The organism is Flavimobilis sp. BM9 (assembly GCF_058313055.1).
Window position 1 is genome coordinate 175838 of record NZ_JBZEMO010000001.1, and the last position, 25928, is coordinate 201765.

Here is a 25928-nt window from a genome sequence, read left to right on the forward strand (position 1 = left end):
CCCAGGGTTCGAAAGGTCGCGAATGCCCGACCTCCTTACGATGGAAGTCCAGACCATCGATGGAGCTGCCATGACGGACCAGCCGATCCGCACTCTTGTCCTGGAAGACGACCCCGACACCGCGACGTTCATTCGCATCGCCCTCGAACGGCTCGGGTCGATGACTGTCGACGTCGCCTCCACCGCCGACGAGGCGCTCGCGCGCCTGGCGGACGACGCGCCCTACGACATCCTCGTGACCGACATCCAGCTACCCGGCCGCTCGGGCCTCGACATCCTCCCCGAGGTCCGTCGCATCGACCCGTCGCTCGCGGTCCTGGTCGTCACCGCCTACCCGACGTTCGACAACGCCGTGGGCGCCCTCCGCCAGGACGTCGACGACTTTCTCGTCAAGCCGGTCACCGCAGCCGATCTCGTCAGCCGCGCCGTCGCCCTCGTGCAACGGACCCGGAAGCGCAGGGACGCGCCCCGCAAGCGCGTCCTCGCAGTCGGCGCCCACCCTGACGACGTCGAGATCGGGGTCGGCGCGACGCTCGCAGCACACGCCGCAGCCGGTGACGAGCTGACGATCCTCACGCTCTCCGGAGGAGCCGTCGGCGGAGCGACCGACCAGCGTCACGCCGAGGCCCAGGCCGCCGCCGACGTCGTCGGCGCCCGCCTCGTCCACCTCGACTTCCCCGACACGCAGCTCGTCCCCGCCGACGGGATCATCACCGCGATCGAGCAGGTCATCGCCGAGGTCGAGCCCGACCGCGTCTACACGCACGGCGCGCACGACCGCCACCAGGACCACCGCGCCACCCACGAAGCGGTCCAGATCGCCGCACGGCAGGTCCCGAACGTGTGGTGCTTCCAGAGCCCGTCGTCGACCGTGCTGTTCGCCCCCAACCGGTTCGTCGACGTCAGCGGCTTCGTCGAGACCAAGCTGACGATGCTCGCCGCGTTCCGTTCGCAGTCGCACCGCGACTACATGGAGCCCGACATGGTGCGGGCGACCGCACGCTACTGGTCCCGCTTCAGCCCCGCACGCGAGGTCGAGCCGCTCGAGACGGTCCGCGCGAGCGAGACCGTCGCCAGCAGGACGACCGTCCACGAGAGCGCCGCAGACGAGAGCCAGCGGATCGGACCGGCGCACGGCTCGGACCGCTGATGACCGGCACGGCCCCGGCGCCGGGGAGTGCGACGTCCTCGACGACCGTGCGGCCCGACGACCGCGCCGCGCGCTGGCTCGCACGTGACGCCGTCGCGCTCCGGCAGATGCCGTCGACCGTCGTCCTGGCTGTCGTGCTGGTGATCGTCTGGTCCACGGTCGTCCGTGCCGACCGGGCGCTCCTCCTCGTGTCGGCTGCGCTCGTCGCGGCAGCCCAGCTCGCCGCGAACCTGTGCCCGTGGCACAGGTGGCCGTACCGCTGGCGCGTGATGCTGCCGCTCGCCCAGGTCGCCGCGATCACGGTCCTCGACGCAGCCGCGAGCCAGACGTACGCCCAGTTCGACATCCTGCTCGTCCTGCCGCTCAGCATGCTCGCCCTGCGAGCCGAGCACCTCGGCGCCGTCGTCGCGCTCGTAGCGTGCGCCGTCGTCCTCCTCACCCCCGTCTTCGTGGACATCGGCCGGTACCGGCCCGGGCTCCATGCGATCGTCACCTTCCTCGTCATCGCGCCCATGGTCCTGGGGGCGCACGTCGTGGTGCGAGCCGCCCGGAAGCAGGCGGACGACCTCGCGCACGCTCGTGACGAGATCGCCGAGCAGGCGCGTGCGCTGCGCCGGTCGCGGGACGACCTCCGCAGCATCCTCGAGGCTGCGACCGAGCAGGCCATCGTCGCGACGGACGCGGCAGGTGTCGTCGTCGCGGCGAGCAGCGGGGCCGAACGGATCCTCGCGCGTCCGGCCGACACGCTGGTCGGCAGCAGCATCACCGCGCTCGTCGGCGACGATGCCGACGCAGGCGCGGCGGCCGGTCCGGACGGCGTCGCCCGGCTCGTCGGCCGGGCAGCGCACGGGGGCACGCACGTCGAGGAGTGGCGTGCGAACCTCCCCGACGGAACGACGACCTATCTTGAGCTCGTCGTCACGGCTCGTCCCTCGTCGGGGTCCGGGGGCGCGGGGGCGGCGGGGTACCTCGTCGTCGCCACGGACGTCTCTGCACGGCGCGACGAGCAACGGCGCCAGGACGAGTTCATCGGGCTCATCAGCCACGAGCTCCGCACACCGCTCGCCTCGATCATCGGATACCTGGACATCCTGCAGATGGATCCGGAGAGGCTCGACGAGGAGCAGGCCCGCTACCTCGACGTCATGAGCCGCAACGCGGCACGGCTGCGTTCCCTCGTCGACGACCTCCTGACGAGCGCCCAGCTCGCCGCCTCGTCCACGCTCTCGGTCCAGGAGGTCGACGTCGTCGAGATCGTGCGCAGCTCGCTCCTGAGCCAAGGCCCGATCGCGCGAGCCTCGGGCGTGCGCCTCGAGATGTCGGGGGAGTCGTCGGCGGTCCTGACGTCGGACCCTCAGCTCATGGCGCAGGTCGTGGACAACCTCGTCAGCAACGCGATCAAGTACAGCTTCGCCGACGGCACGGTGACCGTCGAGGTGCGTCGAGCAGACGCCGAGGACGGGCGGCGCGCGGTGCGTCTCCGCGTCGTCGACGCGGGCACGGGCATCGAGAAGGACGAGCTCGCGCGGCTGACGGAACGCTTCTACCGCAGCCGTGCGACACGACGCCGACGGGTGCGGGGCGCGGGGCTCGGCCTGTCCCTGGTCCAGACGATCGTCGACGAGCACGACGGGACGCTCACGATCGACAGCGCTCCGGGTGAGGGAACCCGGGTCGAGGTGGTCGTGCACGACCTTCCACGGTCGACCTCGTGAACGCTACTGCGTCGTCGGGCGCCACACGCGCGCGAGCGCGGCCCAGTCCGCGTCCGTCATGAGCGTCAGGGGCGTGACGTCGAGGTCCCGCACGCCCGCGCGCTGAGCCTCGTCGAGAGCCTGCTCGAGCACCTCGGTCGTGATCCGCCCCGACGGTGCCTCGGCGGTGCGGTCCCAGAGCCCCAGCGAGAACGTGAAGCGCGACATGTCGTAGCCCGCTGCCGCGAGCGCCCGAGCGAGCTCGCCTGCCTCCGTGCCCGGCCGACCACCGGAGAGATAGGTCCACAGGACGAGGCGGTCGGCCGCGTCGAGCAGGGTCTCGTAGTCGTGACCCGCGACGAGAGGCCCGACCGTCGGCGCCTTCCAGTCGACCCGAGCCTCCATCACGAGGTCGATATCGGCGCCGCGGCCGTCGTTGACCTCGTCGAGAGCGGCGCGGGCCCGGCGAAGCAGGTCGGCGATGACCTCCGCGCGCCACGCCCCGACGATCGGCGACCTGTCGTCCGGCAGCCCGTCGGCGTCACGCGGCCAGTCCGTGCGGCCGGTCATCTGCCGGAAGAGCGCGAGGTCGTCGTCCCCGAAGGAGTAGAGGTCGAGGAACAGCTCGGTGATCGCGATCTGGTCCGGCTCGTACCGCGCGCCGAGGTCCGCGACCAGATCGATGATCCGTTCCCCCACCTCGCCGTGCGCGAGCTGAGAGGCGGACGCCCGGTAGCGGGCGAGCCTGCCGTCAGGAGCCACGCCGGCGATCGTCGGATCAGCCTTGATCCACTCGGGCACGAACGCGTCGACGATGAGCCCGATCTCGCGGGGCTCCCAGCCGTCCCCGTCACGCAGTGCTCGCGCCGCGCGCGCGAGATGGTCGGTGCCGGGCGACGCCGCCGCGTCGGGGTGGGCGGCCCAGTCGAACGCGGTGAACTCGACCCGGCCCGCGTTGAGAAAGACGGCGTTCGCACCCGCGACGTCGAGCCGGTGGCTCAACGCGCTCCAGTCCGTCGCTGGGTCGGTGACGACGGAGAGGTCGACGCTCACGGAGCGCACCTGCTCCGGGCGCCCGGGGGAGCGCAGCACGGTGCGACCGTCGTCCCAGGGTTTCGCGAGGAGCACGGCTGCCACGATCGTGACGACGACGGCCGCCACGGTCATCAGGAGCCAGACAGGTCGTCGCCGAGCCCGGGGAGGGACACCGTCCCGGAGCGGTCCAGCTTGTTCCATCGGTTCTCCGCGTGAGTGAGCTCGAGACGAGAGGCGTGCAGGACCACGACGGTCATGAGCGCCGAGTAGGGCGGCCAGAGCCCGACCGTCCACAGGTGTCGCAGGTCCCGCAGGGACCGGTCGAGGAAGAGGGACAGGAGGAGCAGCAGCAGGGAGAGCGGCAGCCCGAGGAAGAACAGCCACGCCGCGACGTCGGTGGGCAGGACGTCGGGGCCCGCGACGAGGACGGCCACGACGAGCGCGACGGTCCCCATGACCTGGAGCACGGGGCCCACCACCTGGGCGAGCGTGTTGTAGAGCAGGTAGATGCCGAAGCGTCCGTAGCGCGGGTTGCCGATCATGTCGCGGTGGATCTCCGTCGACTGGAGCAGGCCCCTGGCCCAGCGGACACGTTGGCGCCACAACCCGCGGAGGGTGGACGGCGACTCGGCGTACACGAGCGCGTCGGGCGCGAACGCCACCTGGTAGCCGGCCCGGTGCACGCGCCACGTCAGCTCGAGGTCCTCGCCGAGGGTGTCGGTGCGCAACGGACCGACACGGTCGAGGACGTCGCGCCGGTAGGCGCCCACGTTGCCGGACACGACCGGCAGGCAGCCGAGGACGTCCAGGGCGCGCCGCATGAGTCCCGTGCCGACGTGGCTCACGAGCGCGAGGAGGCGGGTCAGGACGCTGTCGAGGTTCACCGGCCGGTCGTTGCCGCACACAGCCCCGACCCGGGCGTCGCGGAAGCCCCGCAGCAGCTCGCTCACGGTGTCGGGACGGAACAGCCCGTCGGCGTCGACGAGCACGAGAACGTCGCCGCGCGCGGCCGCGATCCCGGTGTTGAGCGCCGCGCCCTTGCCGGCGTTCTCCTGCCGGATCGCGCGGACCTTCTCGTGCGCCGCCGCGAACGCGCGCATCCGGTCATAGGTGTCGTCCGTCGAGCCGTCGTCGACGCAGACGACCTCCATGTCGCGGCAGTCGCTCGCGAGGATGGAACGCAAGCAGGCGTCGATGACCACCCCCTCGTTGTAGGCGGGGACGACGACCGTCACGGACGGTAGCGGTCGACCGCCCGGCGGGTCGTCCGTGGACCTGCGGGACGCTCGGCGAGCGCGCGCCTCGAACACGAGCGCGGCAGGGACCATGGCGAGCCGGACCACCCCGATGAGCAGGATCGACGCACCGAGCACCACGAGGAGCGACATGAGGACCGCGACCACGGGTGACACGGCGTCACCTCGGCCAGGACTCGAGGACGGCGTCGAGCAGCTCGGGCGCGGAGGCCGAGAGCGCGCCGAAGCGCGCGTTGACCTCGAGCACGACCGGGGTGCCGTCTGCGAGACGACGGACGTCCATGTCGACCGGTCCGACGAGCCCGAGCACCTCCACGGTGCGCGCGGCAAGCTCCTCGACGTCGGCGGCGGCCCCCGCGGGGAGCCGCTCGACGTCGGCGGCGTTCCCGACGATGCCGTGCTCGAGGGCAGTTTTGCGCAGCACGACGACGTCACACGTACCGGTCGCGGGCGACCGGAACACCTGCGGGCTGTACTCGTCACCGGGAGCGAGCTCCTGCACGATCCAGCTCGCGTCCGCGTGCTGCCACGCGGCGTCGGCCGGGTCGGTGACCACGTGCACGCCCCGCCCGCCGCGCGACACGCGCGGCTTGAGGACGACCGGTCCACCCGCCCACCGCAGGGCGTCGGCTGCTGTGCCGAGCTCGGCTGCCGGGGCGTGGCGCGGGACCGTCACCCCGGCGTGGTCGAGCGCCCACATGGTCAGGAGCTTGTCGTCGGCGACGGCGGTCGGCCCTGGTGCGGAGATCACCACGCGGTCGCCGAGGCCCGCAGCCCGGGCGAGGACCGCCATGCGCGGCAGCTCGTCCGACACGGTGGGGATGACGAGGCTCGGCTCGAGAGACCGGAGGAGCGCGACCGTCCGTGGCTCGTACTCGGCGGAACGGGCTGGCGGCGCAGCGTGGACCTCGTCCATGCCGGGGACCGGGGTGGGGACGAGGTCGACGCCGACGGCGCGGACGCTCTCTGTGCGGCGGCCGAGCTGGACGCCGAGCGCGCGGCCGGCCGGCCCGGCCGCGCCGGTGACGAGGATCGTGCGACGTGCCCCGTGGTGCCCCATCCTTCGACCCTAGGTCCACAGCGCAGGCCGGTCGACCCCTCGACGTCAGCCCGCCCACCTACAGTGAGGTGGTGACCGCAGCGACGAGCGACGCCCATCCCGCAGGTCTCCCGACCCACGACCCGAGCCGCGCAGCCGCGCACCAGACCGAGGGCGCCGCCCCGGTCGACGTCTTGCGCCGCGTGTTCGGCTACGACGCGTTCCGCGGCGACCAGGCGGACGTCGTCGACACGCTCGTGCGCGGTGACGACGCGCTCGTGCTCATGCCCACCGGCGGCGGCAAGTCCCTCTGCTACCAGGTGCCGGCACTCGTCCGGCGGGGCGTCGGTGTCGTGATCTCGCCGCTCATCGCCCTCATGCAGGACCAGGTCGACGCGCTCTCCGCGCTCGGTGTGCGCGCCGGCTTCCTCAACTCGACGCAGGCGCCGCACGAGCGTCGCGCCGTCGAGCAGGCCGTCCTGACCGGCGAGCTGGACCTGCTCTACCTCGCGCCCGAGCGGCTCCGCGTCCCGTCGATGCTCGACCTGCTCGCCGCCGCGCACGACGGCCCCGGCATCTCGCTGTTCGCGATCGACGAGGCCCACTGCGTCGCCCAGTGGGGGCACGACTTCCGCCCCGACTACCTCGGACTGTCCGTGCTGCACGAGCGTTGGCCCGCCGTGCCGCGCGTCGCGCTCACCGCGACCGCGACGTCGGCCACCCGAACCGAGATCGCCGAGCGCCTCGAGCTCACGGCCGCCCGGCACTTCGTCGCGAGCTTCGACCGGCCCAACATCCAGTACCGGATCGTCCCCAAGGACAACCCGCGCGCCCAGCTCCTCGACCTCCTGCGGAGCGAGCACGCCGGTGACGCAGGCATCGTCTACTGCCTGTCGCGTGCGAGCGTCGAGCAGACGGCGCAGCACCTGAGCGCGCAAGGCATCCCCGCGCTCCCGTACCACGCGGGCCTCGACGCGTCCGTGCGCGCGCAGAACCAGTCGCGGTTCCTGCGTGAGGACGGCCTCGTCATGGTCGCGACGATCGCGTTCGGCATGGGGATCGACAAGCCCGACGTGCGGTTCGTCGCGCACCTCGACCTGCCCAAGTCGGTCGAGGGGTACTACCAGGAGACCGGCCGCGCTGGCCGCGACGGGCAGCCGTCGACCGCCTGGCTCGCGTACGGCCTGGCCGACGTCGTCCAGCAGCGCCGCATGATCGACACGTCCGAGGGCGACGCCGCGCACAAGCGTCAGCTCTCCGCGCACCTCGACGCGATGCTCGCCCTCTGCGAGACGGTCGGCTGCCGCCGCCAGCGGCTCCTCGCCTACTTCGGGCAGGAGTCCGCGCCGTGCGGCAACTGCGACACGTGCCTCCAGCCGCCCGAGTCGTGGGACGGGACGGTGCCCGCGCAGAAGCTCCTGTCGACCGTCGTGCGGCTCGAGCGCGAGCACGGCCAGCACTTCGGTGCCGGGCACGTCATCGACATCCTGCGCGGCAAGGAGACGCCGCGCGTCACCCAGCTCGGGCACACGGCCCTGAGCACGTTCGGCATCGGCGACGACCTGTCCGACGGCGAGTGGCGCGGCGTCGTGCGCCAGCTCCTCGCCCAAGGGCTGCTCTCCGTCGACGCACGCGGCTACTCGACCCTCGAGCTCACCGCCGGGTCCGCGGAGATCCTGTCGGGCGCCCGCGAGGTGCCGATGCGCCGCGAGGCGCCCCGTCCGGCGCGCTCGCGGCGCAGTGCTGGGAGCACGGGCGGCGGTCGGGGCTCGCGGGTCGTCGAAGGCCTCGACGCGGACGCCGCCGAGCTGTTCGAGCGCCTGCGAACCTGGCGCGCCGCGACCGCCAAGGACGCCGGCGTACCCGCGTACGTCGTCTTCCACGACGCGACGCTTCGCGAGATCGCCGTCGCGCGGCCAGTCGCGCTCGCGGACCTCGGCCAGATCAGCGGCGTCGGCGCGAGCAAGCTCGAGAAGTTCGGCGAGGGCGTGCTCGCCGTCGTCGCGGGCGAGGACCTGACGGCGTAGTGCGCGGCCGCAGACGACGGGAGGCCCCGGACTAGACGGTCCGAGGCCTCTCGTGTTGGCGTGGTGTGCCTGCTGCGGGGTGCTACCTCGTCTTGGCGGTGCGAGTCTTCGTGCTGGCGGGTCTCGTGTTGGCGTCGCCGAGGTACTTCGCCCGGACCTTGACGGACTTGCGGTACGGACCTTGAAAGGACTCGGTGATCGTGCCCTTGTGCCATTCGCGGATGCTCACGGTCCTGAGCCTCTTGGATCCGACGTAGATCCGGACCCTTCCCGAGGGGTAGGCGCCATTGTCCAGGCGCCCGAGGCGGACGGTGACCTTCAAGCGCTTGGACCGCGCATTCCGGAGTCCGCTGACGGTAGGCGTCTTCGCCAGCTTGGCTTTGGTGACGGTGTACGTCACAGGCTTTGACGCGGCAACCTTGGTCTGGACAGTGATCTTGTGTGGGCCGGTCGAGAGCCCCGTCGGGAGGCGGAACGTGCCTCTCCCGTTGGTGAGGACCGTAGAGCCGAGGTACGTCTTGCCGTCGAAGACGTCGACGATACGGTTCTTGCCCTCGGGCCAGATGATCGTGAGCTTGGCGGTCTTCTTGTGGCCGTACGTCTGCTTCGACTTGCTCAGTCTGGGCTTGGGGATCGGGCGCTTGATCGGCGGATTGAGCTTGTCGAGGTGCAGGGGCCCGAGGTCCGTGATGGTCGTCTTCAGATTCTGGGGCACGCCGCCGTAGAGCGTGAGGGGCCACTCAGGGATGGTGTCATCTGAGAGGATCGGGGGCGTGATCGTGAGCCGGAATGCGGAGCCGAGCTGCAGTCCGCCGACGCGGACGGTGCCATCCTTCTGGCTGTCGGCGCGGCTGGCCAACTGCCATTCCTTGGTGATCGGGTTGTAGGTATCGGCTTGTAGGGTCCAACGTGCTCCGGCGGACTTTCCCTTGTGGAAGAACCTGGCGGTCAAGGCAGCGGCGCGGGTCCGGGTGACGGTGGGAAGGACGTTCACGCCGGGTTTGACCTTGAACGTCTTGGCCTGGCCGATGTTGGCGCCGCCGCCGTAGTAGCTCGTGGCATGGGTGGCGTCGCCCTGCACCGCGATGCGGTAGATGCCCTTCGGGTGGGCATAAGGGAACTCGTACGACCCGTCGGCATTGGTGACGTCGCGCAACCAGGGCCCGCCGGGGATGGAGCTCTCGTCGTCCGCGTCGTACAGCTCCACGAGTTGACCTGCGGCGGGGCTGCCGTCGGCGTTGAGGACCTTCCCCGTGATGCTCGGGTCGGGGGCAAGCACGACAGTGCCGATGTTGATGGAACCGGAGGTGACTCTGATCGTACGGCCCGTCTCCCAGTCGGTCCCGGCGACGCTGACCTCGATGAAGCCGTCGGCATCGATAGTGAACGCCCAGTCGCGGTCCGGGTCGAGCTGGATTGGCGGGAACACACCACGGCGGCCGACGACGTAAGTGCCGAGTTGCCAGGAGTCTCCGACGCGCTCGTGCGCGTACAGCGTGGCGGTCCAGGGTGGGTCGATGCCGTCTGTGACCGTGCCCTTGATCTCGACCGAGATGTTCGCCGCCGATGCGGGCAGGATGCCTGTCGTGGTCAGTGCGACGGCGACGAGAGCAGTCATCAGCGCTGCTCCCGCTCGGCGGATGCGGCTGGGCGCAGCAATCATGCGTTCTCCCTGGTCGGGGTGGTGCTCTCGCGGTAGCGCTCGACAGTTTGCCCTATCGGCCATCGGCGCGGAAGAGGTGGGTTCTGTGACGCCTGGTGCGGCATGCGCGGCGCGGGCGTGCATGCCGTCGTCGCGGGGGGACCCGGCGGCGTAGCGCGCGGCCGCAGATGACAGGAGGCCCCGGACCAGACGGTCCGAGGCCTCCCGTGCCGACGTGGCGCGTCAGGCGACGCCGAGGTACGCCTCGATCACCGCCGGGTCGTTCAACAGCTCCCGGCCGCCGCCCGCACGCGTGACCTCGCCCGTCTCGAGGACGTAGGCGCGGTCGGAGCGGGAGAGGGCCTGGCGGGCGTTCTGCTCGACGAGGAGGACGGTCGTGCCCTCCTTGTTGATCTGCGACACGGTCGAGAAGATCTGCTGGATCATCATCGGCGCGAGGCCCATCGACGGCTCGTCGAGCAGCAGCAGCACCGGCCGGGCCATGAGCGCTCGCCCGATCGCGACCATCTGCTGCTCGCCGCCGCTCATCGTGCCGCCGAGCTGCTTGCGCCGCTCCGCAAGCCGTGGGAAGAGCGTGAACACGCGATCGAGCGCGCTCGCACGCTCCGCCTTCGACTCAAACGTGCGGGCGAACGCGCCCATCTCGAGGTTCTCCTCGACCGTCATCCCCGGGAACACGCCACGACCCTCGGGAGCCTGGATGATCCCGGCCTTGACCCGCTCGTGCGCCTTCATCCGGGTGATGTCCTGGCCGTTGAACCGGACCGCACCGCCGGCGAGCGGACGGATCCCGGAGATGGCGCGCATCGTCGTCGTCTTCCCGGCGCCGTTGGCGCCGATCAGGGTGACGAGCTCGCCCTCCTCGACGGTCAGCGACACGTTCCGGACGGCGTCGATGCGGCCGTATGCGACAGAGACGTTCTCCAGCTCAAGAAGTGGCATCGTCAGGCACCCCCAGGTAGGCGGCCACGACCGCCGGGTCGGCTGCGACCTCGGCGGGCGTGCCCTCGGCGATCTTGCGGCCGAACTCGAGCACGACGATCCGGTCGCACACGCCCATCACCAGGCGCATGTCGTGCTCGATGAGCAGGACCGTGTAGCCGTCGTCGCGGATCTTGCGGATGAGGCCCATGAGCTCGGCCTTCTCCGCCGGGTTGAAGCCCGCGGCGGGCTCGTCGAGGCAGAGCAGCTTGGGCTCTGTCGCGAGCGCCCGCGCGATCTCCAGACGGCGCTGGTCGCCGTAGGGGAGGTTGCGCGCCTGGTGCGTCGCGCGCGCCCCGATCCCCACGAACTCGAGCAGCGCCATGCCGCGGTCGATCGCGTCGCGCTCCTCGGCGCGGTGCCGCTTCGTGCGGAACAGGGCTCCCGGGACGGACGTCTTGTGCCGCGCGTCCGTGCCGACGGCGACGTTCTCGAGCGCCGTCATGTCGGAGAACAAGCGGATGTTCTGGAACGTCCGCGCGATGCCGCGCCGGGTGATCTCGTTGCGCTTCGCCCCGACGACGGAACGCCCGTCGAGGACGACGTCGCCCGACGTCGGCCGGTAGACGCCGGTCATCGCGTTGAAGGCGGTCGTCTTGCCGGCGCCGTTCGGGCCGATCAGCCCGAGGATCTCGCCGCGCTTGATGTCGAACGTGACGTCGTCGAGCGCGGTGAGGCCGCCGAACTTCACGGTGACGTTGCTCAGCGAGAGCAGCGCCTCCCCGATCTCGGCGCGGACGGCACGCTCGGGCGCGATCATCTCCGCGACGACGTGCGGGTCCGCGAGCGCGGGGACGATCTCCTCGATGTCGATCTCGACGCGCTCGGCGACCTCGCCGTCGGGCAGGTCTTCCTCGCGGATGTCGGCCTGGCTCTGGTGGTAGCCGGCGACCCCGCGGACCTGCTCGAGCTGGGCCTCGCCTGCCTTGATGCCGGAGCGGGCGCCGAGCTCAGGGCCGGGGACGAGCCTGCCGCGGCGGGGAGAGAAGTAGCGCAGCCAGCGTGGCAGCCTCATCGCGTCCTCCCTCCCTCGGTGCGTGCGTCGGCGTCGTGCCCGAGGGCGAACCTGCGAGCGGCGACATAGAGCTCACGCGAGAACGCGAGGAGCTTCTGCCGGGCCGGGATGAGCCCTTGCGGCCGGAAGATCATCAGCGTCATGAGCGCGATCCCGAAGAACAGGTACTTGTAGTTCGCGATCTCGTTGCCGTCGATCGGGATGCCGAACAGGCTCTCCCGGCCGAGGAAGAAGTTCGGCAGGTAGACGATGATGAACGCCCCGAGGATCACGCCGAGCTTGTTGCCCTGACCGCCGAGGACGACCGCGCAGAGGAACAGCACGGAGTTGATGACGTTGAAGTTCGTCGGGACGACGAACTGCACCTGGCCCGCGTACAGCGCCCCGGAGAGCCCGCCGATGCCTGCGCCGATCATGAAGGCGTAGAGCTTGAACTTGAACGTCGGGACGCCCATGATCTCGGCGGCGTCCTCGTCCTCTCGGATCGCGATCCAGGCGCGGCCGACGCGCGAACGCTCGAGGTTGCCGACCATGAGGAGCACCAGGACGATCAGCACGAGGCTGACCCAGAACCACCAGGTGCCGGAGTTGAGCGGCGTGGAGACGTTGCCCGCGGAGAAGACGCCGGTGGGCCGGTCCTCAGTGACGCCGACGAGCGGGTAGGCGATCTGGTTGAGGCCGCGGCCGCCGTTGGTGATCTCGCCGAGGTTGTCTGCCATGAGGCGGACGATCTCGCCGAACCCGAGGGTGACGATCGCGAGGTAGTCGCCGCGCAGGCGCAGCGTCGGTGATCCGAGGATGAGACCTGATATCGCCGTGACGGCGACCGCGACGGGTAGCGCGGCGAGCCACGCCCAGTCGCGCGACAGCCAGTCGTCCGTCTGGTTCCACGGGCTCGCGGGGCTCGTGATGAGACCGACGGTGTAGGCGCCGATCGCGTAGAACCCGATGTAGCCGAGGTCGAGCAGGCCTGCCTGCCCGACGACGACGTTGAGGCCGATCGCGATGAGCGCGTACATGCCGAACTGCGCCATGACCCCACCGAAGTCGGTGCCGACCGTGGCGATGCCCGGCGGGCGGAGCACGGGCAGGAGCGCCACGAGGATGAAGGCTGGTGCGCCGATGGCCCACTGCGTGGGCCGTGCGAGGGCGTCCCACCACATGCGGAAGCGGTCGCCCACGCCGAGGTTGATCGTCGTGTCGTTCATGCGCGGGCCCTCCCCATCTTCTCGCCCAGGATTCCTGTCGGCCGGACCATCAGGACGACGATGAGCAGCACGAACGCGACGACGTCGCGCCACTCCGTGCCGAACAGCGTCTGCCCGTAGAGCTCCATGACGCCGAGGAGCAGGCCGCCCAGGAGGGCGCCGCGCAGGTTGCCGATCCCGCCGAGGACGGCGGCGCAGAACGCCTTGATACCCAGGATGAAGCCGCCGGAGTAGATGATCCCGTTGGGCACGCGCAGCGTGTAGAGGAGCGCTGCGGCGCCGGCGAGGATGCCGCCGATGAGGAAGGTCAGCATGATGACCCGCTCGCGGGACACGCCCATGAGCGTCGCGGTCACCGGGTCCTGCGCGACGGCGCGGATGCCGCGCCCGAACTTCGTCCGGTTGATGAACAGGTCCGCCGACAGTGCGAGGAGCAGGGCGGCGACGATGATGATGATCGTGACGTTGGTGACGTCCGCGCCGAGGAACGAGAACTGGGTCTCAGGGGTCACGAGGCGGATCGGCTGCTGGGCATTGACACCGCCGAGCGAGCCGCCGGTGAGCTTCGGCAGGACGAAGTGCACGAACTCCTGCAGCACGAACGACGCGCCGATCGCCGTGATGAGGAAGACGAGCGGCGTCGCGCCGCGCTTGCGCAGCGGACGGTAGGCGACGCGCTCGAGGCCGACGGCGACGCCTCCGGAGACGGCCATGCCACCGACGAGGGCGAGGCCGAGGTAGACGACGGTCATCGCGATGCCCATGTCGTAGGCGTTCCCGCTCGGGCCGAAGCCCAGCAGCATCAGCATCGCGTACTGCCCGAGCATGCCCACCATGAAGACCTCGGAGTGGGCGAAGTTGATCAGTCGCAGGACGCCGTAGACGAGCGTGTAGCCGACCGCGACGAGCGCGTAGATCGCGCCGTAGGTCAGCCCGGAGACGGTCAGTGCCCAAAAGCTGCTGAGCAGGCCGTCGACGTTGAAGTCGATGAGTGCGGTGGGGGCGGCGCCGGCGAGATCGGCGACCGCGCTGCTTGCGTGGGCCACGTCGAGAGACGGGGAGAAGTTCATGGGCGGGTCCTCGGGGGAGGTGGGGCGCTGCCGCGCCGGTCAGCTGCACGGACGAGAGCGGCCGGCCCTGTATGCAGGGCCGGCCGCTCGGGTCGTCAGCTGGACTTCACCTCGTAGATCCAGATGAGCGCGTTGGCGAGCTCACCCTTGTCGTCCCACTCGTAGCTGCGGGCGAGGCCCTGGCCCGAGTAGCTCGCGACGAAGTCGACGAGCGCCTTGCGGTCCTTGGCTCCCGAGTCGATGCCCTTGAGGATGATCGTCGCGAGGTCGTAGCCCTCGGTCGAGTAGACGCCGGGAGCCTGCCCGTTGACCTCGGTGTACTTCGTCTCGAACTCTGCGGGTGCGGGGCCGCACGGGCAGGAGAGCAGCGCACCCTCGGACGCGGCGCCTGCCTGGGTGACGAACTGCGGGTCGTTCGTGCCGTCGGCGGAGACGAACTTCGCGGTCACACCGCCGTCCTTGAGCTGTGAGGCGAGCGGGGCTGCCTCGGCGTAGTAGCCGGCGTAGAAGACCGCGTCGGGGGCGGCGGACTTGACGGCCTCGACCGTTGCGGAGAAGTCCTTGTCGCCGGTCTTGACGGAGCCGGTGCAGGTGGCGGCGTCGCCGAGACCTGCGGTGATCTCCTCGGCGAGGCCGATGCCGTAGTCGGAGTCGTCCTGGATGACGCAGACCTTGGTGAAGCCGGCCGTGTCGACGAGGTACTTCGCGACGGCGGGGCCCTGGACGGCGTCGTTGGCGAGCCCGCGGAAGAAGTTGTTCCAGCCGTTGCCCGTCAGGTCGGGGTTGGTGGCCGAGGCGGTGAGGGAGAGCAGGCCTGCCTGGTTGAAGACCGAGCCGGTGGCGTTGGTCTCGCCGGAGAAGGCCGGGCCGAGGAGGCCGATGACGTTCTCGTCGGAGACGATCGACGGTGCGACCTGGGTCGCCTTCTGCGGGTCGCCCTCGGTGTCGAAGGGCTTGAGCGTGACCTGGCAGTCGGGGTTGGCCTCGTTGTGCGCGTCGACGGCGACCTTGGCGCCGTACTGGATGTTGAGTCCGAGGGCCGCGTTCGCTCCGGTGAAGGCGCCGGCGATCGCGATCGTCACGGGGTCGCACTTGGCTGAGCCGTCACCGGCCGGGTCGGCGACGTCTCCGCCGGAGGAGGCGGGCACCTCGGCACCGTCCTTGTCGATCTGGAGGAGCGGCACGATCGACAGGTCTGCCGGGGCTGTGGACCCCCCGCCGGTGGTTGTCGAGCTGGAGCTCGGCTCTGCTGACTTGTCGGAGCAGCCGGTCAGTGCGAGGACGGCTGCGGCGGTCAGTGCGACGGCCGTGGAGAGCCTGCGATTCATGTTTCCTCCGGTGGGTTCGGCGGCGTACGCGGGGCCTGGGCGAAAGGGGCTCCGGCTGCCCGGCGTCCGGTCGGACACCGGAAGCATGCCTGCGCCTGGGCGCCCTGATAACCCCTGATGACCGAAAGACACCACATCGTGTCTTTCAGGAAATACGTCGGCAATATTGCGTTGCACGATGATCACACAGGACGTCGCTTCACGCCAGGTGATCGGGGGGTTTAGCGATCTGACCGTGACCTGCGGCGTCGCGGCTGCGGGTGCTTGACTGGGGTCATGGTCGACGACGTGGTGCGCGGGCGGCTCGCTCCGGCGGGCAGGGTCGAGGTGATCAGCGGACCGATGTTCGCGGGCAAGTCCGAGGAGCTTCTACGGCGCGTCCGGAGGGCGGGGTTCGCGGGCCGGTCGGTCGAGGTGGTGCACCATGCGGTGGACACGCGGCGCGGTGCGGGCGCGGTGTCGTCGCACAGCGGGCTCGCGGTCCCGGCGGTGCCGATCGCGGACGTGGCGGCGCTCGAGGAGCACGTCGCGACGGTGCGCGCGGGAGGGCTGGACCTGCTGGCGATCGACGAGGCGCAGTTCTTCGGCTCAGCGTTGGTCGATGCGGTGCAGCGTTTCGCGGGGCTGGGCCTGATCGTGATCGTCGCGGGGCTGGACGTGACGTTCGAGGCTCGACCGTTCGAGCCGATGCCGTCGCTCGCGGCGCTCGCGGAGTCGGTGACGCGGCTGACGGCGGTGTGCTCGGTGTGCGGCGCGGACGCCGCGTTCCACGAGCGGGTCGTCGCTGCCGACGCTGTCACTACCGGCGTCGTCGCCGGGGGCTCGGGTGCTGGGGTCCGCGAGGCCCGGCCCGAGCTTGTCGGTGGTGCGGAGTCGTATGCGGCGCGGTGCCGTCACCATCTCGCCGTGCGCCCGTGGGACGGCCGCTAGGTCTGCGGGCTGAGGCCGAGGAACGCGCCCAGCTCGGCGACGCCGTCGGGAGTGCTGGGCAGGTGGTCGACGAGCCTGGGGGAGCGGACTATCACGGCGTGATGCTTGGCGCGGGACACGGCGACGTTGACGCGGTTGCGGTTGAGCAGGAACCCGATGCCGCGGGGCACCTCGGCGGCGCTCGAGGCAGCGAACGACACGATCGCGACGGGTGCTTCCTGGCCCTGGAACTTGTCGACCGTTCCCACGCGGGTCTCATGGAACCCGGCGCGGTCGAGGCGGCGCCGGATCGCGTCGACCTGGGCGTTGTAGGCCGCGACGACGAGGATGTCGCCGGCGGTGAGCGGACGGTCCTCCGGGGGCGTGGCAGCCGGGTCGTGCCAGAGGCGCCCGACGAGCGCCGCGACCTGGGTGACGACCTCGTCGGCCTCAGCGTCCGAGACGGTCGCGTCACCGTGGTGCTCGACGAGCACGGTGCGCACGCCTGGCTCGACTCCGTCGAGCGAACGCAGCTCTGCCCTACCGGGGCGTGACGTGAGGCGGTCGTCGTACGAGAGCCGCGACACGGCGGAGCACACGGCGGGGTGCATGCGCCACGACTGGGCGAGGAAGAATCCGAGGCCGTCGGGGAGCGTCGTGTGGTCGCCCATGAGCCAGCCGAGCGCTGACGTCTCGACGGGTTCGGGGTGGATGCCCTGCGACACCTGCGGGAGCTGCTGCGGGTCGCCCAGCAGCATGACGTTGCGTGCGGCCCTTGCGACCGCGAGCGTGTTGGCGAGTGCGAACTGCCCGGCCTCGTCGACGACGAGCAGGTCGTAGCCGCCTTCGGGGATCTTGCGCGCCGAGGCGAAGTCCCATGTGGTCCCGCCGACGACGTATCCGTCGCCGGCCGCCGCGTGCCGGGCGAAGAAGCTGGTGAAGGTCCTCTCGTCCTTGAGCGGTACCCACGGCCGGTGGGGGTCGTCCTCGACGGCGGGCGCGTCGTTGGCAGGCTTCTTCCCGATCTGGTCGGGCGCGACGCCAGCCTTCTCCACGGCGCGGAGCATGTTCTCGACGACGGCGTGCGACTGCGCGACGACGCCGACCTTCCAGCCGCTGGCGACGAGGTCCGCGATCACGTGCGAGCCCGTATACGTCTTGCCCGTCCCGGGCGGGCCCTGGACCGCCAGGTAGGAACCGTCGAGCGCGCGGACGGTGCGGGTGATCGCGCCGAGGAGGTTCTTCTCGCGCTCGTCCTGGGACGGCCAGGCCGCGCCGTCGCGCAGCCGCGGACGGAGGCGGCGGAGCAGGTCGAGCACGGCCGACGCCGGCAGCTCAGGCTCGCCGTCCTGGCGCGCGCCGAGGGTCTCGACGACGTGCTCGGCGAGCGCGGTGATGGCCGTGGACAGCGGCTTGCCGAGGGAAGCGATCGAGGGTGCGAGCGCGACGGGGGCCGCGGACCAGCCGCTCCTTCCGCTCGGGCAGGTCTCCGTGAGGACGAGCGCGGTCTGCTCGCCGTCGGACCTGATCTCGACGACCGTCGCGCCAGAGGGGTTCCAGACGAGGTCGCCTGTCGCGGAGTCCTTCATCCCGTCGCACGCGGGTCCGCGGTAGACGGGCCAGACGGTCGAGCCCTCGGTGAGGTCCGTACCGGGTTCGAGCTGACCGACGACGGTGAGCGTGCGTGACCACGTGCGCTTCGGCTTGACCGGTGCGGCCCAGTCAGACGCGTGGACGTCGAGGGTGCCTGGCGCCGTCTCGGTCGGGCGGAAGGCGGACCGTGAGGTCCACTCGTCGACCGGCGTGGCGAGCCGGTCGAAGTGCTCCCACCATGCAGGGCGCTCCTCGCGCCGGTGGTAGTCCATCGCGGCGGCGAGCATCGCGAGCGCCTGCTCGGCCGGCGTGCGGTCGGCGCGCGCGACGTCGTCGTGCACGTGCGCGTGCAGGGCCGCCTGGGCGGCCTCGATGCGCAGGGTGAGCTCGTTCGGGGAGGTCTGGGCGATGGTCGTGGCGTCGTCGGCCGAGGGCGCGGGCGACCCGGAGAGCGGAGGGCGGACGCCGTGCTCGCTCGCGCGGTCGAGGAGCCAGGCGCGCAGGTCACGGGTGGAGATGCAGTCGTCGCGGTTGTACGCGCCGATCTGGTCGAGCTTCGTCGCGAAACCGTCAACGTCGCCGGCGTCGCGGAGCCGGCACGCCTCGGCGTACTCGGTGATGGAGTCCTGGGCGTTGGTGACGCCTGCACGGGCGGCTGGTGCGTAGAGCGGCTCGAGGTACTTGATCGAGTAGGACGGCTGCGACGTCCGCAGGGACGCGCGCACGATCGCGTAGAGGTCGACGAAGACGCCGGACCGGAGCAGGTCGTCGAGCACGTCCTCGCCGACGCCGTGCCTGCCGACGAGGCGCTTGAGCGCGGTCGTCTCGTAGGGGGCGTAGTGGTAGACGTGCATGCCGGGGTGCTGGGCGCGCCGGTCCACGATGAGCGCGAGGAACGCTTCGAGGGCCTTCTTCTCCTCGGCGCGGTCGTGCGCCCAGAGGGGGACGAACGGCGGATCGTCGCCCTCTGCGGTCGGTTCGGTGACGAGGCCGAACAGGTACTCGAGGCCCCAGTCGGTCGAGCCGTCCTGCGCCCAGAGCGGGTCGCCCTCGAAGTCGAAGAACACGTCCCCGGGGTCGGGTGCGGGCAGTCGGCGCAGGGCTTCGGGTGCGAACACGTCGAACGTCACGACCGGGCGGCCGTCCGGGTGGAGCGGGCCGTTCCCGTCGGGCGGGGACTGGACGACCTGGAGCCTGGCCTGGGCGCGCAGCGTCGCGAGCGTCCCGCCCGCGATGCCGGGGACGGGGCCGTCGCTCGCGGCGAGGTCGTCGATCGTCTGGATGCCGGCCGCGTCGAGGCGGGCGCGCTGGACGGCGCTGAGGTTGGCGACGAGGAGGACGTCGCGGTGGGCGGCGACCTCCTTCTGGCAGGTGTCGCACCGTCCGCAGGCGGTGATGCCTGGTGCGCCCCAGGCGACGGGTCCTGGCGCGCGCATGTGCTGCTCGACGAGGGCTTCGACGCGGGCGCGGCGGAACCGCAGGAGCGGCACGACGTCGGCGACGCGGTGGGACGACGTGGTGCGGTCCCCGAGGACGAGGTGAGCCTCGGGGGCGACGGGTATGCCTGCGCGCTCGAGCTGGTCGGCGTAGGCGGCGAGCTGGAGGACGGCGGTGACCTTGGCGTGCCGGGCGAGCTTGGTGTCGTAGACGGCGTAGCCGTCGTCGGTGCGGACGAGGAAGTCGGCGCGTCCGGAGAGCGTGCCGTCGAAGAGCTCGGCCTGGTAGACCGCGTCGACCCCCTCGCGCAGCGCGTCGAGCGTGAGGTCGCGGCGGTCGAGCAGGTCCTGGGTGCTTCGCGGCGGGTCGCTGGGGAGCTCGAGGAGGCCGCGGCCCGTCGTGGGGTCGTATGCGCCGAAGCGGCCGAGGTAGGTCTCGCGGAGGTGAGCCTCGTGGGCGGCGCCGAGCTCGGCGGTGCGTTCGAGCATCGCGTCCGGGTCGACGGGCAGGGAGGGGATGCGTCCGAGACGGGCATCGAGGGTTCGCAGCAGCGCAAGCTCGCACGTCGCGGCGACGGTGATGTCGCTCGCGCTGATGAGGGGACGCCCGTCGAGGATGCGCATGCGGGCAGTCTGTCAGGCGTGTCCGACAGTCGTCCGCGACGCCGCCCGCATGCACGACCAGGCTCAGCGGCCTGCTGTCACCGCGTCGATGAGCGCCTCGAGCTCGGTGAGCCGCGCGACGCCCGCGCGGGAGTACACGATCTCGCCGTCGCGCAGGATGACGAGCGTCGGCAGCGACGCGACGTGGAAGCGCGCGGCGAGGCCCTGCTGCTCGTCCGTGTCGACGCTGCCGAACACCAGGTCGGGGTGGCGCTGCGACGCGGCCTCGAACACGGGCCTGAAGTAGTGGCACGGCCGGCACCACGGCGCCCAGAAGTCGAGGAGCACCACACCCGGTCCGGCGAGGAGCCGGCCGAGGGTCTCGGGGTCGATCGGGACGGTGGCCACGGGAGGAATCTACGTCCCGGACACGACCGGTGCCCGGGCCGGGAGGCGGACGGTGCCGCATCTCGCCCCAACTGGTGGAAGAATTGGTCAGATGCTCACCGACGCCCAGATCGCAGCGCTCGTCGGCCGCACCGTGCTCGCCCGGGGCGAAGAGGTGCGGGCGAACGGCCGTGTCGTGTCTGTCGCGCGCAACGGGAGCACCGTCGTCGGGCACGTGACGGGGTCGAAAGACGAGCAGTACGTCGCCGTCGTGAACTTCAGCGGGACGGGCGACGCGGCGCGGCCGCGGCACGGCACGTGCAGCTGCCCGGTGCGCCTCAACTGCAAGCACGTCGCCGCGACACTCCTGACTCTCATGGCGCGCGAACGCTCGCTCGACGCCCTTCCGGATGCGCGGGCGACGAGCTCGAACGCGGCCACGGGTCGCGAGGGCGAGCGCACCGCGCGCGACTACGCGTCCAAGCCGGAGTGGCAGCGCACGTTCGAGGGCCTGCTCGACGACGCACCGCCTCCTCCTCGCGCCGCGCCGCCCGCGCTCACCCCGTGGGGGACGCGCGTGACGACCGAGGTCGCGCTGATGGTCGAGGTCACGCCGGTGACCCGCACGTCGCGCGGGGCTGGTGTCTCCGGCGTCAACGTCACGGTCCGCCCTCTCGCGAAGGGCCGCACGGGCACGTGGGTGCGCCAGGGCGTGTCGTGGCAGGACTTCCGCTACCCGGACGCGTCGATCTCGCTGCCGCCCGAGCAGTTCACCGCCTTGCGTGCGCTCGCGGCTCTCGGCGACGTCGACTACCTCAACTCGTCCGTCCTCGGCATCCACATCGAGCGGCTCCCTGGCCCGGCGCTGTGGGCAGCGCTGACGGAGGCGCACCGCACGGGCGTGCCGTTCCTGCACCCGGACCGCAGCGAGCTCGTCTTCGAGCCGCGCCCCGTGCCGGTCGTGCTGAAGATCTCGCACAGCCGCCGCAAGGAGGGCGGCCTGCGCGTCTCGGCGGGCTTCGACCTGCCGCGCAAGTGGCGCGAGACGCCGAACATCGTGCGTCTCGGCGAGCCTGCCGCGGGCATCCTCGGCTGGGGTGGCACGGCTGAGCCGGGTCGGTCGACGACGCTGCGCCTCGCCGCGACGCGTCCGCTCGACCCGTCGGTCGTCAGCCTGCTCGATCGTCCGTCGCCGCTGCTCGTGCCCGAGGACGACGTGGAGCGGTTCTTCGCGCAGGTCCTGCCGCGCCTGCGCGGCCTCGTCGACCAGGTGGTCGTCGCTGACGGCGTCGCGATGCCTGCCGCGCCCGAGCCGACGCTGTGGCTCGACGTCGACCGCAGCCCGTCGCACGACACGCGTCTGCGCTGGGAGTGGCGGTACGCGCCGACCGGCGCCGACGACGCCGCGCCGCAGACCCTCGGGCCTGCACTGCTCACCGCGGACCTCGGCACGCCCGCGCTCGGCGCGATGCGTGACGAAGCCGCGGAGAACGCGATCCTCGACCGTGTGCTCGACGTCGTGCCGCGCCTGCTGCAGCACGTCGAGCGGGGCTTCGAGCAGGGCGTCGGCACGGAGGAGCTGAGCGGTCTCGACACGGTCACGTTCTTCGCGGAGGAGCTCCCTGAGCTGCACGCCGCGGCCGCGAGCATCCCGGGCTTCGAGATCGACGTCCACGGCGAGGGCGTGGACTATCGCCTCGTCGAGCACGTCGACGTCACGGTCGACACGACCGAGCGCGAGAACGACCGCGACTGGTTCGACCTGCAGGTGCGCGTCTCGGTGGGTGACCAGGAGGTCCCGTACGAGGTGCTGTTCCGGGCGATCGCGGCCGGCTCGAGCCACCTCCTCCTGGCGGACGGCTCCTACTTCGCGCTCGACGACCCGCGGTTCGAGCGGCTGCGCGACATCATCGCGGAGGCCCGCGCGATGCAAGAGGGCACGGGCGGCCCGCTGCGCGTCTCCCGCTTCCAGGCCACGCTGTTCGAGGAGCTCGAGGCGATCGGCGTCGTCGGCGACCAGGCCGCGCAGTGGCGCGACGCGCTCGGCGCCCTCGCGCAGGGCGGCGCGCCCACGCGCATCGACGTCCCGGCGACGATGCACGCCGAGCTGCGCCCGTACCAGCGTGACGGCCTCGACTGGCTCGCGTTCCTCGCCGAGCACCACCTCGGTGGTGTGCTCGCGGACGACATGGGGCTCGGCAAGACCATCCAGACGCTCGCGTTCGTCGCGCACCTCCTCGGTGAGGACCTGCCCGACGGCGCAGCCCCGGGCACGCGGCGCCCGCCCGTGCTCGTGGTCGCGCCGACGAGCGTCGTCGGCAACTGGGTCGCCGAGGCACGGCGTTTCGTCCCGGACCTCACGACCGTGTCCGTCTCGACGACTGCGGCGAAGCGGCGCGGTCGTACGCTCGCGGACGAGTTCGGCGACGCGGACATCGTCGTGACGTCGTACGCGCTGTTCCGCCTCGACTTCGAGTCGTACGACTCGCTCGAGTGGTCGACGCTGGTGCTCGACGAGGCGCAGTTCGTCAAGAACCACCAGTCCGTCGGCTACCAGTGCGCGCGCAAGCTGCGCACGCCGACGAAGATCGCGCTGACGGGCACGCCGCTCGAGAACAACCTCATGGAGCTGTGGTCGATCATGTCGATCGTCTGCCCCGGCCTGTTCCCGAGCCCCACCCGCTTCGCCGAGCACTTCGCCCGGCCGATCGAGCGCAAGGGCGACGACGTGCGGCTCGCGCAGCTGCGGCGTCGGGTCGGGCCGTTCATGGTGCGCCGCACGAAGGAGGCCGTCGCAGCGGACCTCCCGCCGAAGATCGAGGCGGTCACGGAGGTCGACCTCAACCCGCGGCACCGCAAGGTGTACGACCGGCTGCTCGCCCGCGAGCGCGCCCGCGTCCTCGGGCTCGTCGACGACCTCGACGGGCACCGTTTCGAGGTGCTGCGCTCTCTGACGATCCTGCGGCAGGCGGCGCTCGACGTGTCGCTCGTCGCGGACGCGGACCCGCACATCGCGCCGGCGGAGCCGGGGGACGACGCCGTCGACGGACTCGGCACGGACCGTGCGGGCGGGGCGGCGGGTCAGCATCATGCGCCGTCGTCCAAGCTCGAGGTGCTGTTCGAGATGCTCGACGACATCCTGGCCGAGGAGCACTCGGTGCTGATCTTCAGTCAGTTCACGCAGTTCCTCGGCAAGGTGCGTGACGGGCTGGTCGCACGCGGCGTCGAGCACTCGTACCTCGACGGCCGCACGCGCAACCGTCAGGAGACGATCGAGCGGTTCACGTCGGGCGGGACGAAGGTGTTCCTGATCTCGCTCAAGGCGGGAGGGTTCGGTCTGAACCTCACGGCGGCCGACTACTGCATCCTGCTCGACCCGTGGTGGAACCCGGCGGCGGAGGCGCAGGCGGTCGACCGTGCGCACCGCATCGGGCAGACCAAGCAGGTGATGGTGTACCGCCTCGTCGCGCAGGACACGATCGAGGAGAAGGTCATGGCGCTCAAGGCGGGCAAGTCCGCGCTGTTCACGTCGGTGCTCGACGGCGGTGCGGCGGGCGGTTCGGGCCTCAGTGCGCAGGACGTGCGCGAGCTGCTGTCCTGACCGCGCGTCGGCGTGCGGGGACGGGGCTCGCGAGGTGCGTCAGAACACACCTGGCGGACCCCTCAACTTCCCGCGGCGCGTCCGATAGGTGGGATGAACGGGTGCGGGTGGCCACGACGACTGCCAAGAAGATGTGCTGCCACCCTCGCTGCTGACGTTCGGAGTCATCCCCCGAGACTCCGAGCGCGCGCCGCCCGTCAGCGCGGCTCCGGTCCCCATCGACCGGGGCCGCGCACTCTTTCCCAGGGTGTGCTGCCGTCAGCCGATCGCCTCGCCGACGGTCCGCCCGGAGAACAGGCACCCGCCGAGGAACGTGCCCTCGAGCGCGCGCTCGCCGTGCACGCCGCCACCACCGAAGCCAGCGGCCTCACCGACCGCCCACAGCCCTGGCAGCACCTCGCCGTCGGGACGCAGCACACGCCCGTCGACGTCGGTGTGCAGGCCGCCGAGGGTCTTGCGCGTGAGGACGCGCAGGCGCACGGCGAGGAGGGGACCGTCGTCGGGCGTGATGAACGGACGCGGCGGGGACACCCGGATCAGGCGGTCGACGACGAACTCGCGGGCCCGCGCCGTCGCGACGACCTGCGGGTCCTTGCCGAGGCCCGACGCGACCTGCGCGTCGCGGAGCGCGACGATGCGCTCGAGCGCGCTGGCGTCGATGCGGTCCTCACCCGTGAGCGCGTTCATCCCGGCCGCGAGCTCGCGGACGGTCGGCGCCCACACGAAGTCCTCCGACTCCTGGGCGAACCGCGCGACGGGCCCGACGGCGCCCGGCAGCACGCGCTCCGCGAGGAGGCGCAGGTCCTTCCCCGTCAGGTCGGGGTTCTGGTCCGAGCCCGAGAGCGCGAACTCGGTCTCCATGATCTGCCGGTTGAGCACGAACCACGAGTAGGAGTCGCCGCGCCCGGTGATGTGCCGCAGCGCACCGAGCGCGTCGAACCCGGGGAAGAGCGGGGCGGGCAGGCGGCCGCCGTCGGCGTCGAGCCACAGCGACGACGGCCCGGGCAGGATGCGGATACCGTGCCGCGACCAGACCGGCGTGTGCATCGCGATGCCCTCGGGGTAGTGCCACATCCGGTCCGTGTGCACGAGCGCCGCGCCAGCCTCGGTCGCGCGTGCCAGCATCTCGCCGTCGGTCGAGTCGGGGACACCCGAGAGCATGTCGTCCGGCAGACGGCCCGCGCTCGCGGGCCACGACGCCCGCACGAGGTCGTGGTTCGCGCCGATGCCGCCGGTCGCGACGACGACGGCGCCCGCACCCAGCTCGACCTGGCGCAGGACCTGCCGGTTCGACGGCTCGCCGCGACCCGCGCCGTCGACTGCGAGGACGTCCGCACGCACACCGGTGACGCGACCGTCCGTCGTCACGAGCGACGTCACGCGGTGGCGCGTGCGCAGCTCGAGCAGCCCCGCGCGGTGCGCGTCGACGGCCGCCCGCACGAACGGCTCGAGGATGCCCGGCCCCGTGCCCCACGTGACGTGGAACCGCGGCACGGAGTTGCCGTGCCCGCCGGCGAGGTGACCGCCGCGCTCGGCCCACTGCACGAGCGGGAACCAGCGCACGCCCAGGCCGTGCAGCCACGGCCGCATGTCGCCCGCGGCGAAGTCGACGAAACGTCGCGCCCATGCGTAGCCGTACCGGTCGGGACCTTCCCCACGCTCGGCACCGGGGGCGAACTGCGCAGAGCCGAGCCAGTCGTCGAACGCGAGCTCGGGGGAGTCCTTCACACCGAGGCGGCGCTGCTCGGGCGAGTCGACGAGGAAGAGCCCGCCGAACGACCAGAAGGCCTGCCCACCGAGCGAGGCGCGTGGCTCTGCGTCGAGGAGCGTGACGCGCGTGCCGCGCGCCGTGAGTGTCGCGGCGGCGACGAGCCCGGACAGGCCCGCACCGATGATGATGACGTCGTTGTCAGCCATGCTCGGACAGTAGCCG

17 protein-coding genes are annotated in these 25928 nt (G+C 71.5%); 5 read left to right on the forward strand and 12 right to left on the reverse strand.

Annotated elements, in window-relative coordinates; translation table 11 throughout:
* The first annotated feature begins 70 nt into the window (after positions 1 to 70).
* Both AC4F3Q_RS00740 and AC4F3Q_RS00745 read left to right on the forward strand, forming a co-directional pair.
* A complete protein-coding gene (locus AC4F3Q_RS00740; protein WP_491038344.1) occupies positions 71 to 1150 on the forward strand; it encodes a PIG-L deacetylase family protein in 1080 nt (359 codons plus the stop codon).
* Positions 1150 to 2865, forward strand: coding sequence for a sensor histidine kinase (locus AC4F3Q_RS00745; protein WP_491038345.1), 1716 nt, complete (start codon positions 1150 to 1152; stop codon positions 2863 to 2865). Before AC4F3Q_RS00740 ends, AC4F3Q_RS00745 begins: the two co-directional genes overlap by 1 nt.
* Positions 2866 to 2868: 3 nt before the next feature.
* Here AC4F3Q_RS00745 and AC4F3Q_RS00750 read toward each other — a convergent pair whose 3' ends face one another.
* The 3 genes from AC4F3Q_RS00750 to AC4F3Q_RS00760 are packed head-to-tail and all read right to left on the reverse strand — an operon-like array spanning position 2869 to position 6195.
* Positions 2869 to 4011 (reverse strand): hypothetical protein, encoded by a 1143-nt coding sequence (locus AC4F3Q_RS00750; protein ID WP_491038346.1) that lies wholly within the window; start codon positions 4009 to 4011, stop codon positions 2869 to 2871.
* Positions 4011 to 5291, reverse strand: coding sequence for a glycosyltransferase family 2 protein (locus AC4F3Q_RS00755; protein ID WP_350308710.1), 1281 nt, complete (start codon positions 5289 to 5291; stop codon positions 4011 to 4013). Before AC4F3Q_RS00755 ends, AC4F3Q_RS00750 begins: the two co-directional genes overlap by 1 nt.
* Positions 5292 to 5295: 4 nt before the next feature.
* Positions 5296 to 6195, reverse strand: a complete 900-nt coding sequence (locus AC4F3Q_RS00760; RefSeq protein WP_491038347.1) for an ATP-grasp domain-containing protein — start codon at positions 6193 to 6195, stop codon at positions 5296 to 5298.
* A gap of 71 nt (positions 6196 to 6266) precedes the next feature.
* Between AC4F3Q_RS00760 and recQ the strand changes: the two genes are divergently transcribed.
* The gene (gene recQ / locus AC4F3Q_RS00765) at positions 6267 to 8201 is read left to right on the forward strand and encodes a DNA helicase RecQ (protein WP_491038348.1); all 1935 of its coding nucleotides are present in this window, start codon (positions 6267 to 6269) and stop codon (positions 8199 to 8201) included.
* 82 nt (positions 8202 to 8283) lie between these two features.
* Here recQ and AC4F3Q_RS00770 read toward each other — a convergent pair whose 3' ends face one another.
* The 6 genes from AC4F3Q_RS00770 to AC4F3Q_RS00795 form a co-directional block, all read right to left on the reverse strand.
* Positions 8284 to 9819: a hypothetical protein gene (locus tag AC4F3Q_RS00770; RefSeq protein WP_491038349.1), complete on the reverse strand. Its 1536-nt coding sequence runs from the start codon at positions 9817 to 9819 to the stop codon at positions 8284 to 8286.
* A 267-nt stretch (positions 9820 to 10086) separates the two neighbouring features.
* On the reverse strand, positions 10087 to 10806 hold the full coding sequence (locus AC4F3Q_RS00775; RefSeq protein WP_491038350.1) for an ABC transporter ATP-binding protein: 720 nt from the start codon (positions 10804 to 10806) through the stop codon (positions 10087 to 10089).
* Complete coding sequence (locus AC4F3Q_RS00780) at positions 10793 to 11605, reverse strand: ABC transporter ATP-binding protein (protein WP_491038828.1); 813 nt, start codon at positions 11603 to 11605, stop codon at positions 10793 to 10795. Before AC4F3Q_RS00780 ends, AC4F3Q_RS00775 begins: the two co-directional genes overlap by 14 nt.
* Positions 11606 to 11856: 251 nt before the next feature.
* Positions 11857 to 13068: a branched-chain amino acid ABC transporter permease gene (locus AC4F3Q_RS00785; protein ID WP_491038351.1), complete on the reverse strand. Its 1212-nt coding sequence runs from the start codon at positions 13066 to 13068 to the stop codon at positions 11857 to 11859.
* Positions 13065 to 14138: a branched-chain amino acid ABC transporter permease gene (locus AC4F3Q_RS00790; protein ID WP_168446343.1), complete on the reverse strand. Its 1074-nt coding sequence runs from the start codon at positions 14136 to 14138 to the stop codon at positions 13065 to 13067. The genes AC4F3Q_RS00785 and AC4F3Q_RS00790 overlap by 4 nt, the downstream gene beginning before the upstream one ends.
* A 95-nt stretch (positions 14139 to 14233) precedes the next feature.
* On the reverse strand, positions 14234 to 15466 hold the full coding sequence (locus AC4F3Q_RS00795) for a branched-chain amino acid ABC transporter substrate-binding protein (protein ID WP_491038352.1): 1233 nt from the start codon (positions 15464 to 15466) through the stop codon (positions 14234 to 14236).
* 276 nt (positions 15467 to 15742) lie between these two features.
* On the opposite strand from AC4F3Q_RS00795, the gene AC4F3Q_RS00800 reads away from it, so the two are divergent.
* The gene (locus AC4F3Q_RS00800; RefSeq protein WP_491038353.1) at positions 15743 to 16396 is read left to right on the forward strand and encodes a thymidine kinase; all 654 of its coding nucleotides are present in this window, start codon (positions 15743 to 15745) and stop codon (positions 16394 to 16396) included.
* On the opposite strand, the gene AC4F3Q_RS00805 is transcribed toward AC4F3Q_RS00800, so the two are convergent.
* Positions 16393 to 20028 carry a TM0106 family RecB-like putative nuclease gene (locus AC4F3Q_RS00805; RefSeq protein ID WP_491038354.1) on the reverse strand — a complete coding sequence of 1212 codons (3636 nt, stop codon included), beginning with the start codon at positions 20026 to 20028 and terminating at the stop codon, positions 16393 to 16395. The genes AC4F3Q_RS00800 and AC4F3Q_RS00805 overlap by 4 nt on opposite strands.
* A gap of 63 nt (positions 20029 to 20091) precedes the next feature.
* A complete protein-coding gene (locus tag AC4F3Q_RS00810) occupies positions 20092 to 20415 on the reverse strand; it encodes a thioredoxin family protein (RefSeq protein WP_491038355.1) in 324 nt (107 codons plus the stop codon).
* 91 nt (positions 20416 to 20506) lie between these two features.
* Here AC4F3Q_RS00810 and AC4F3Q_RS00815 point away from each other — a divergent pair, with 91 nt between their 5' ends.
* Complete coding sequence (locus AC4F3Q_RS00815; RefSeq protein ID WP_491038356.1) at positions 20507 to 23995, forward strand: DEAD/DEAH box helicase; 3489 nt, start codon at positions 20507 to 20509, stop codon at positions 23993 to 23995.
* Positions 23996 to 24253: 258 nt separating this feature from the next.
* On the opposite strand, the gene AC4F3Q_RS00820 is transcribed toward AC4F3Q_RS00815, so the two are convergent.
* Positions 24254 to 25912 carry an FAD-binding dehydrogenase gene (locus tag AC4F3Q_RS00820; protein WP_491038357.1) on the reverse strand — a complete coding sequence of 553 codons (1659 nt, stop codon included), beginning with the start codon at positions 25910 to 25912 and terminating at the stop codon, positions 24254 to 24256.
* Between the last annotated feature and the right edge of the window lie 16 nt (positions 25913 to 25928).

Bases quoted from the DNA above. Each gene is read 5' to 3' on its own strand.
- AC4F3Q_RS00740 (WP_491038344.1), top strand. From the start codon at position 71: ATGACGGACCAGCCGATCCGCACTCTTGTCCTGGAAGACGACCCCGAC.
- AC4F3Q_RS00745 (WP_491038345.1), top strand. From the start codon at position 1,150: ATGACCGGCACGGCCCCGGCGCCGGGGAGTGCGACGTCCTCGACGACC.
- AC4F3Q_RS00750 (WP_491038346.1), bottom strand. From the start codon at position 4,011: ATGACCGTGGCGGCCGTCGTCGTCACGATCGTGGCAGCCGTGCTCCTC.
- AC4F3Q_RS00760 (WP_491038347.1), bottom strand. From the start codon at position 6,195: ATGGGGCACCACGGGGCACGTCGCACGATCCTCGTCACCGGCGCGGCC.
- AC4F3Q_RS00770 (WP_491038349.1), bottom strand. From the start codon at position 9,819: ATGACTGCTCTCGTCGCCGTCGCACTGACCACGACAGGCATCCTGCCC.
- AC4F3Q_RS00775 (WP_491038350.1), bottom strand. From the start codon at position 10,806: ATGCCACTTCTTGAGCTGGAGAACGTCTCTGTCGCATACGGCCGCATC.
- AC4F3Q_RS00780 (WP_491038828.1), bottom strand. From the start codon at position 11,605: ATGATCGCGCCCGAGCGTGCCGTCCGCGCCGAGATCGGGGAGGCGCTG.
- AC4F3Q_RS00785 (WP_491038351.1), bottom strand. From the start codon at position 13,068: ATGAACGACACGACGATCAACCTCGGCGTGGGCGACCGCTTCCGCATG.
- AC4F3Q_RS00790 (WP_168446343.1), bottom strand. From the start codon at position 14,138: ATGAACTTCTCCCCGTCTCTCGACGTGGCCCACGCAAGCAGCGCGGTC.
- AC4F3Q_RS00795 (WP_491038352.1), bottom strand. From the start codon at position 15,466: ATGAATCGCAGGCTCTCCACGGCCGTCGCACTGACCGCCGCAGCCGTC.
- AC4F3Q_RS00800 (WP_491038353.1), top strand. From the start codon at position 15,743: ATGGTCGACGACGTGGTGCGCGGGCGGCTCGCTCCGGCGGGCAGGGTC.
- AC4F3Q_RS00805 (WP_491038354.1), bottom strand. From the start codon at position 20,028: ATGCGCATCCTCGACGGGCGTCCCCTCATCAGCGCGAGCGACATCACC.
- AC4F3Q_RS00815 (WP_491038356.1), top strand. From the start codon at position 20,507: ATGCTCACCGACGCCCAGATCGCAGCGCTCGTCGGCCGCACCGTGCTC.
- AC4F3Q_RS00820 (WP_491038357.1), bottom strand. From the start codon at position 25,912: ATGGCTGACAACGACGTCATCATCATCGGTGCGGGCCTGTCCGGGCTC.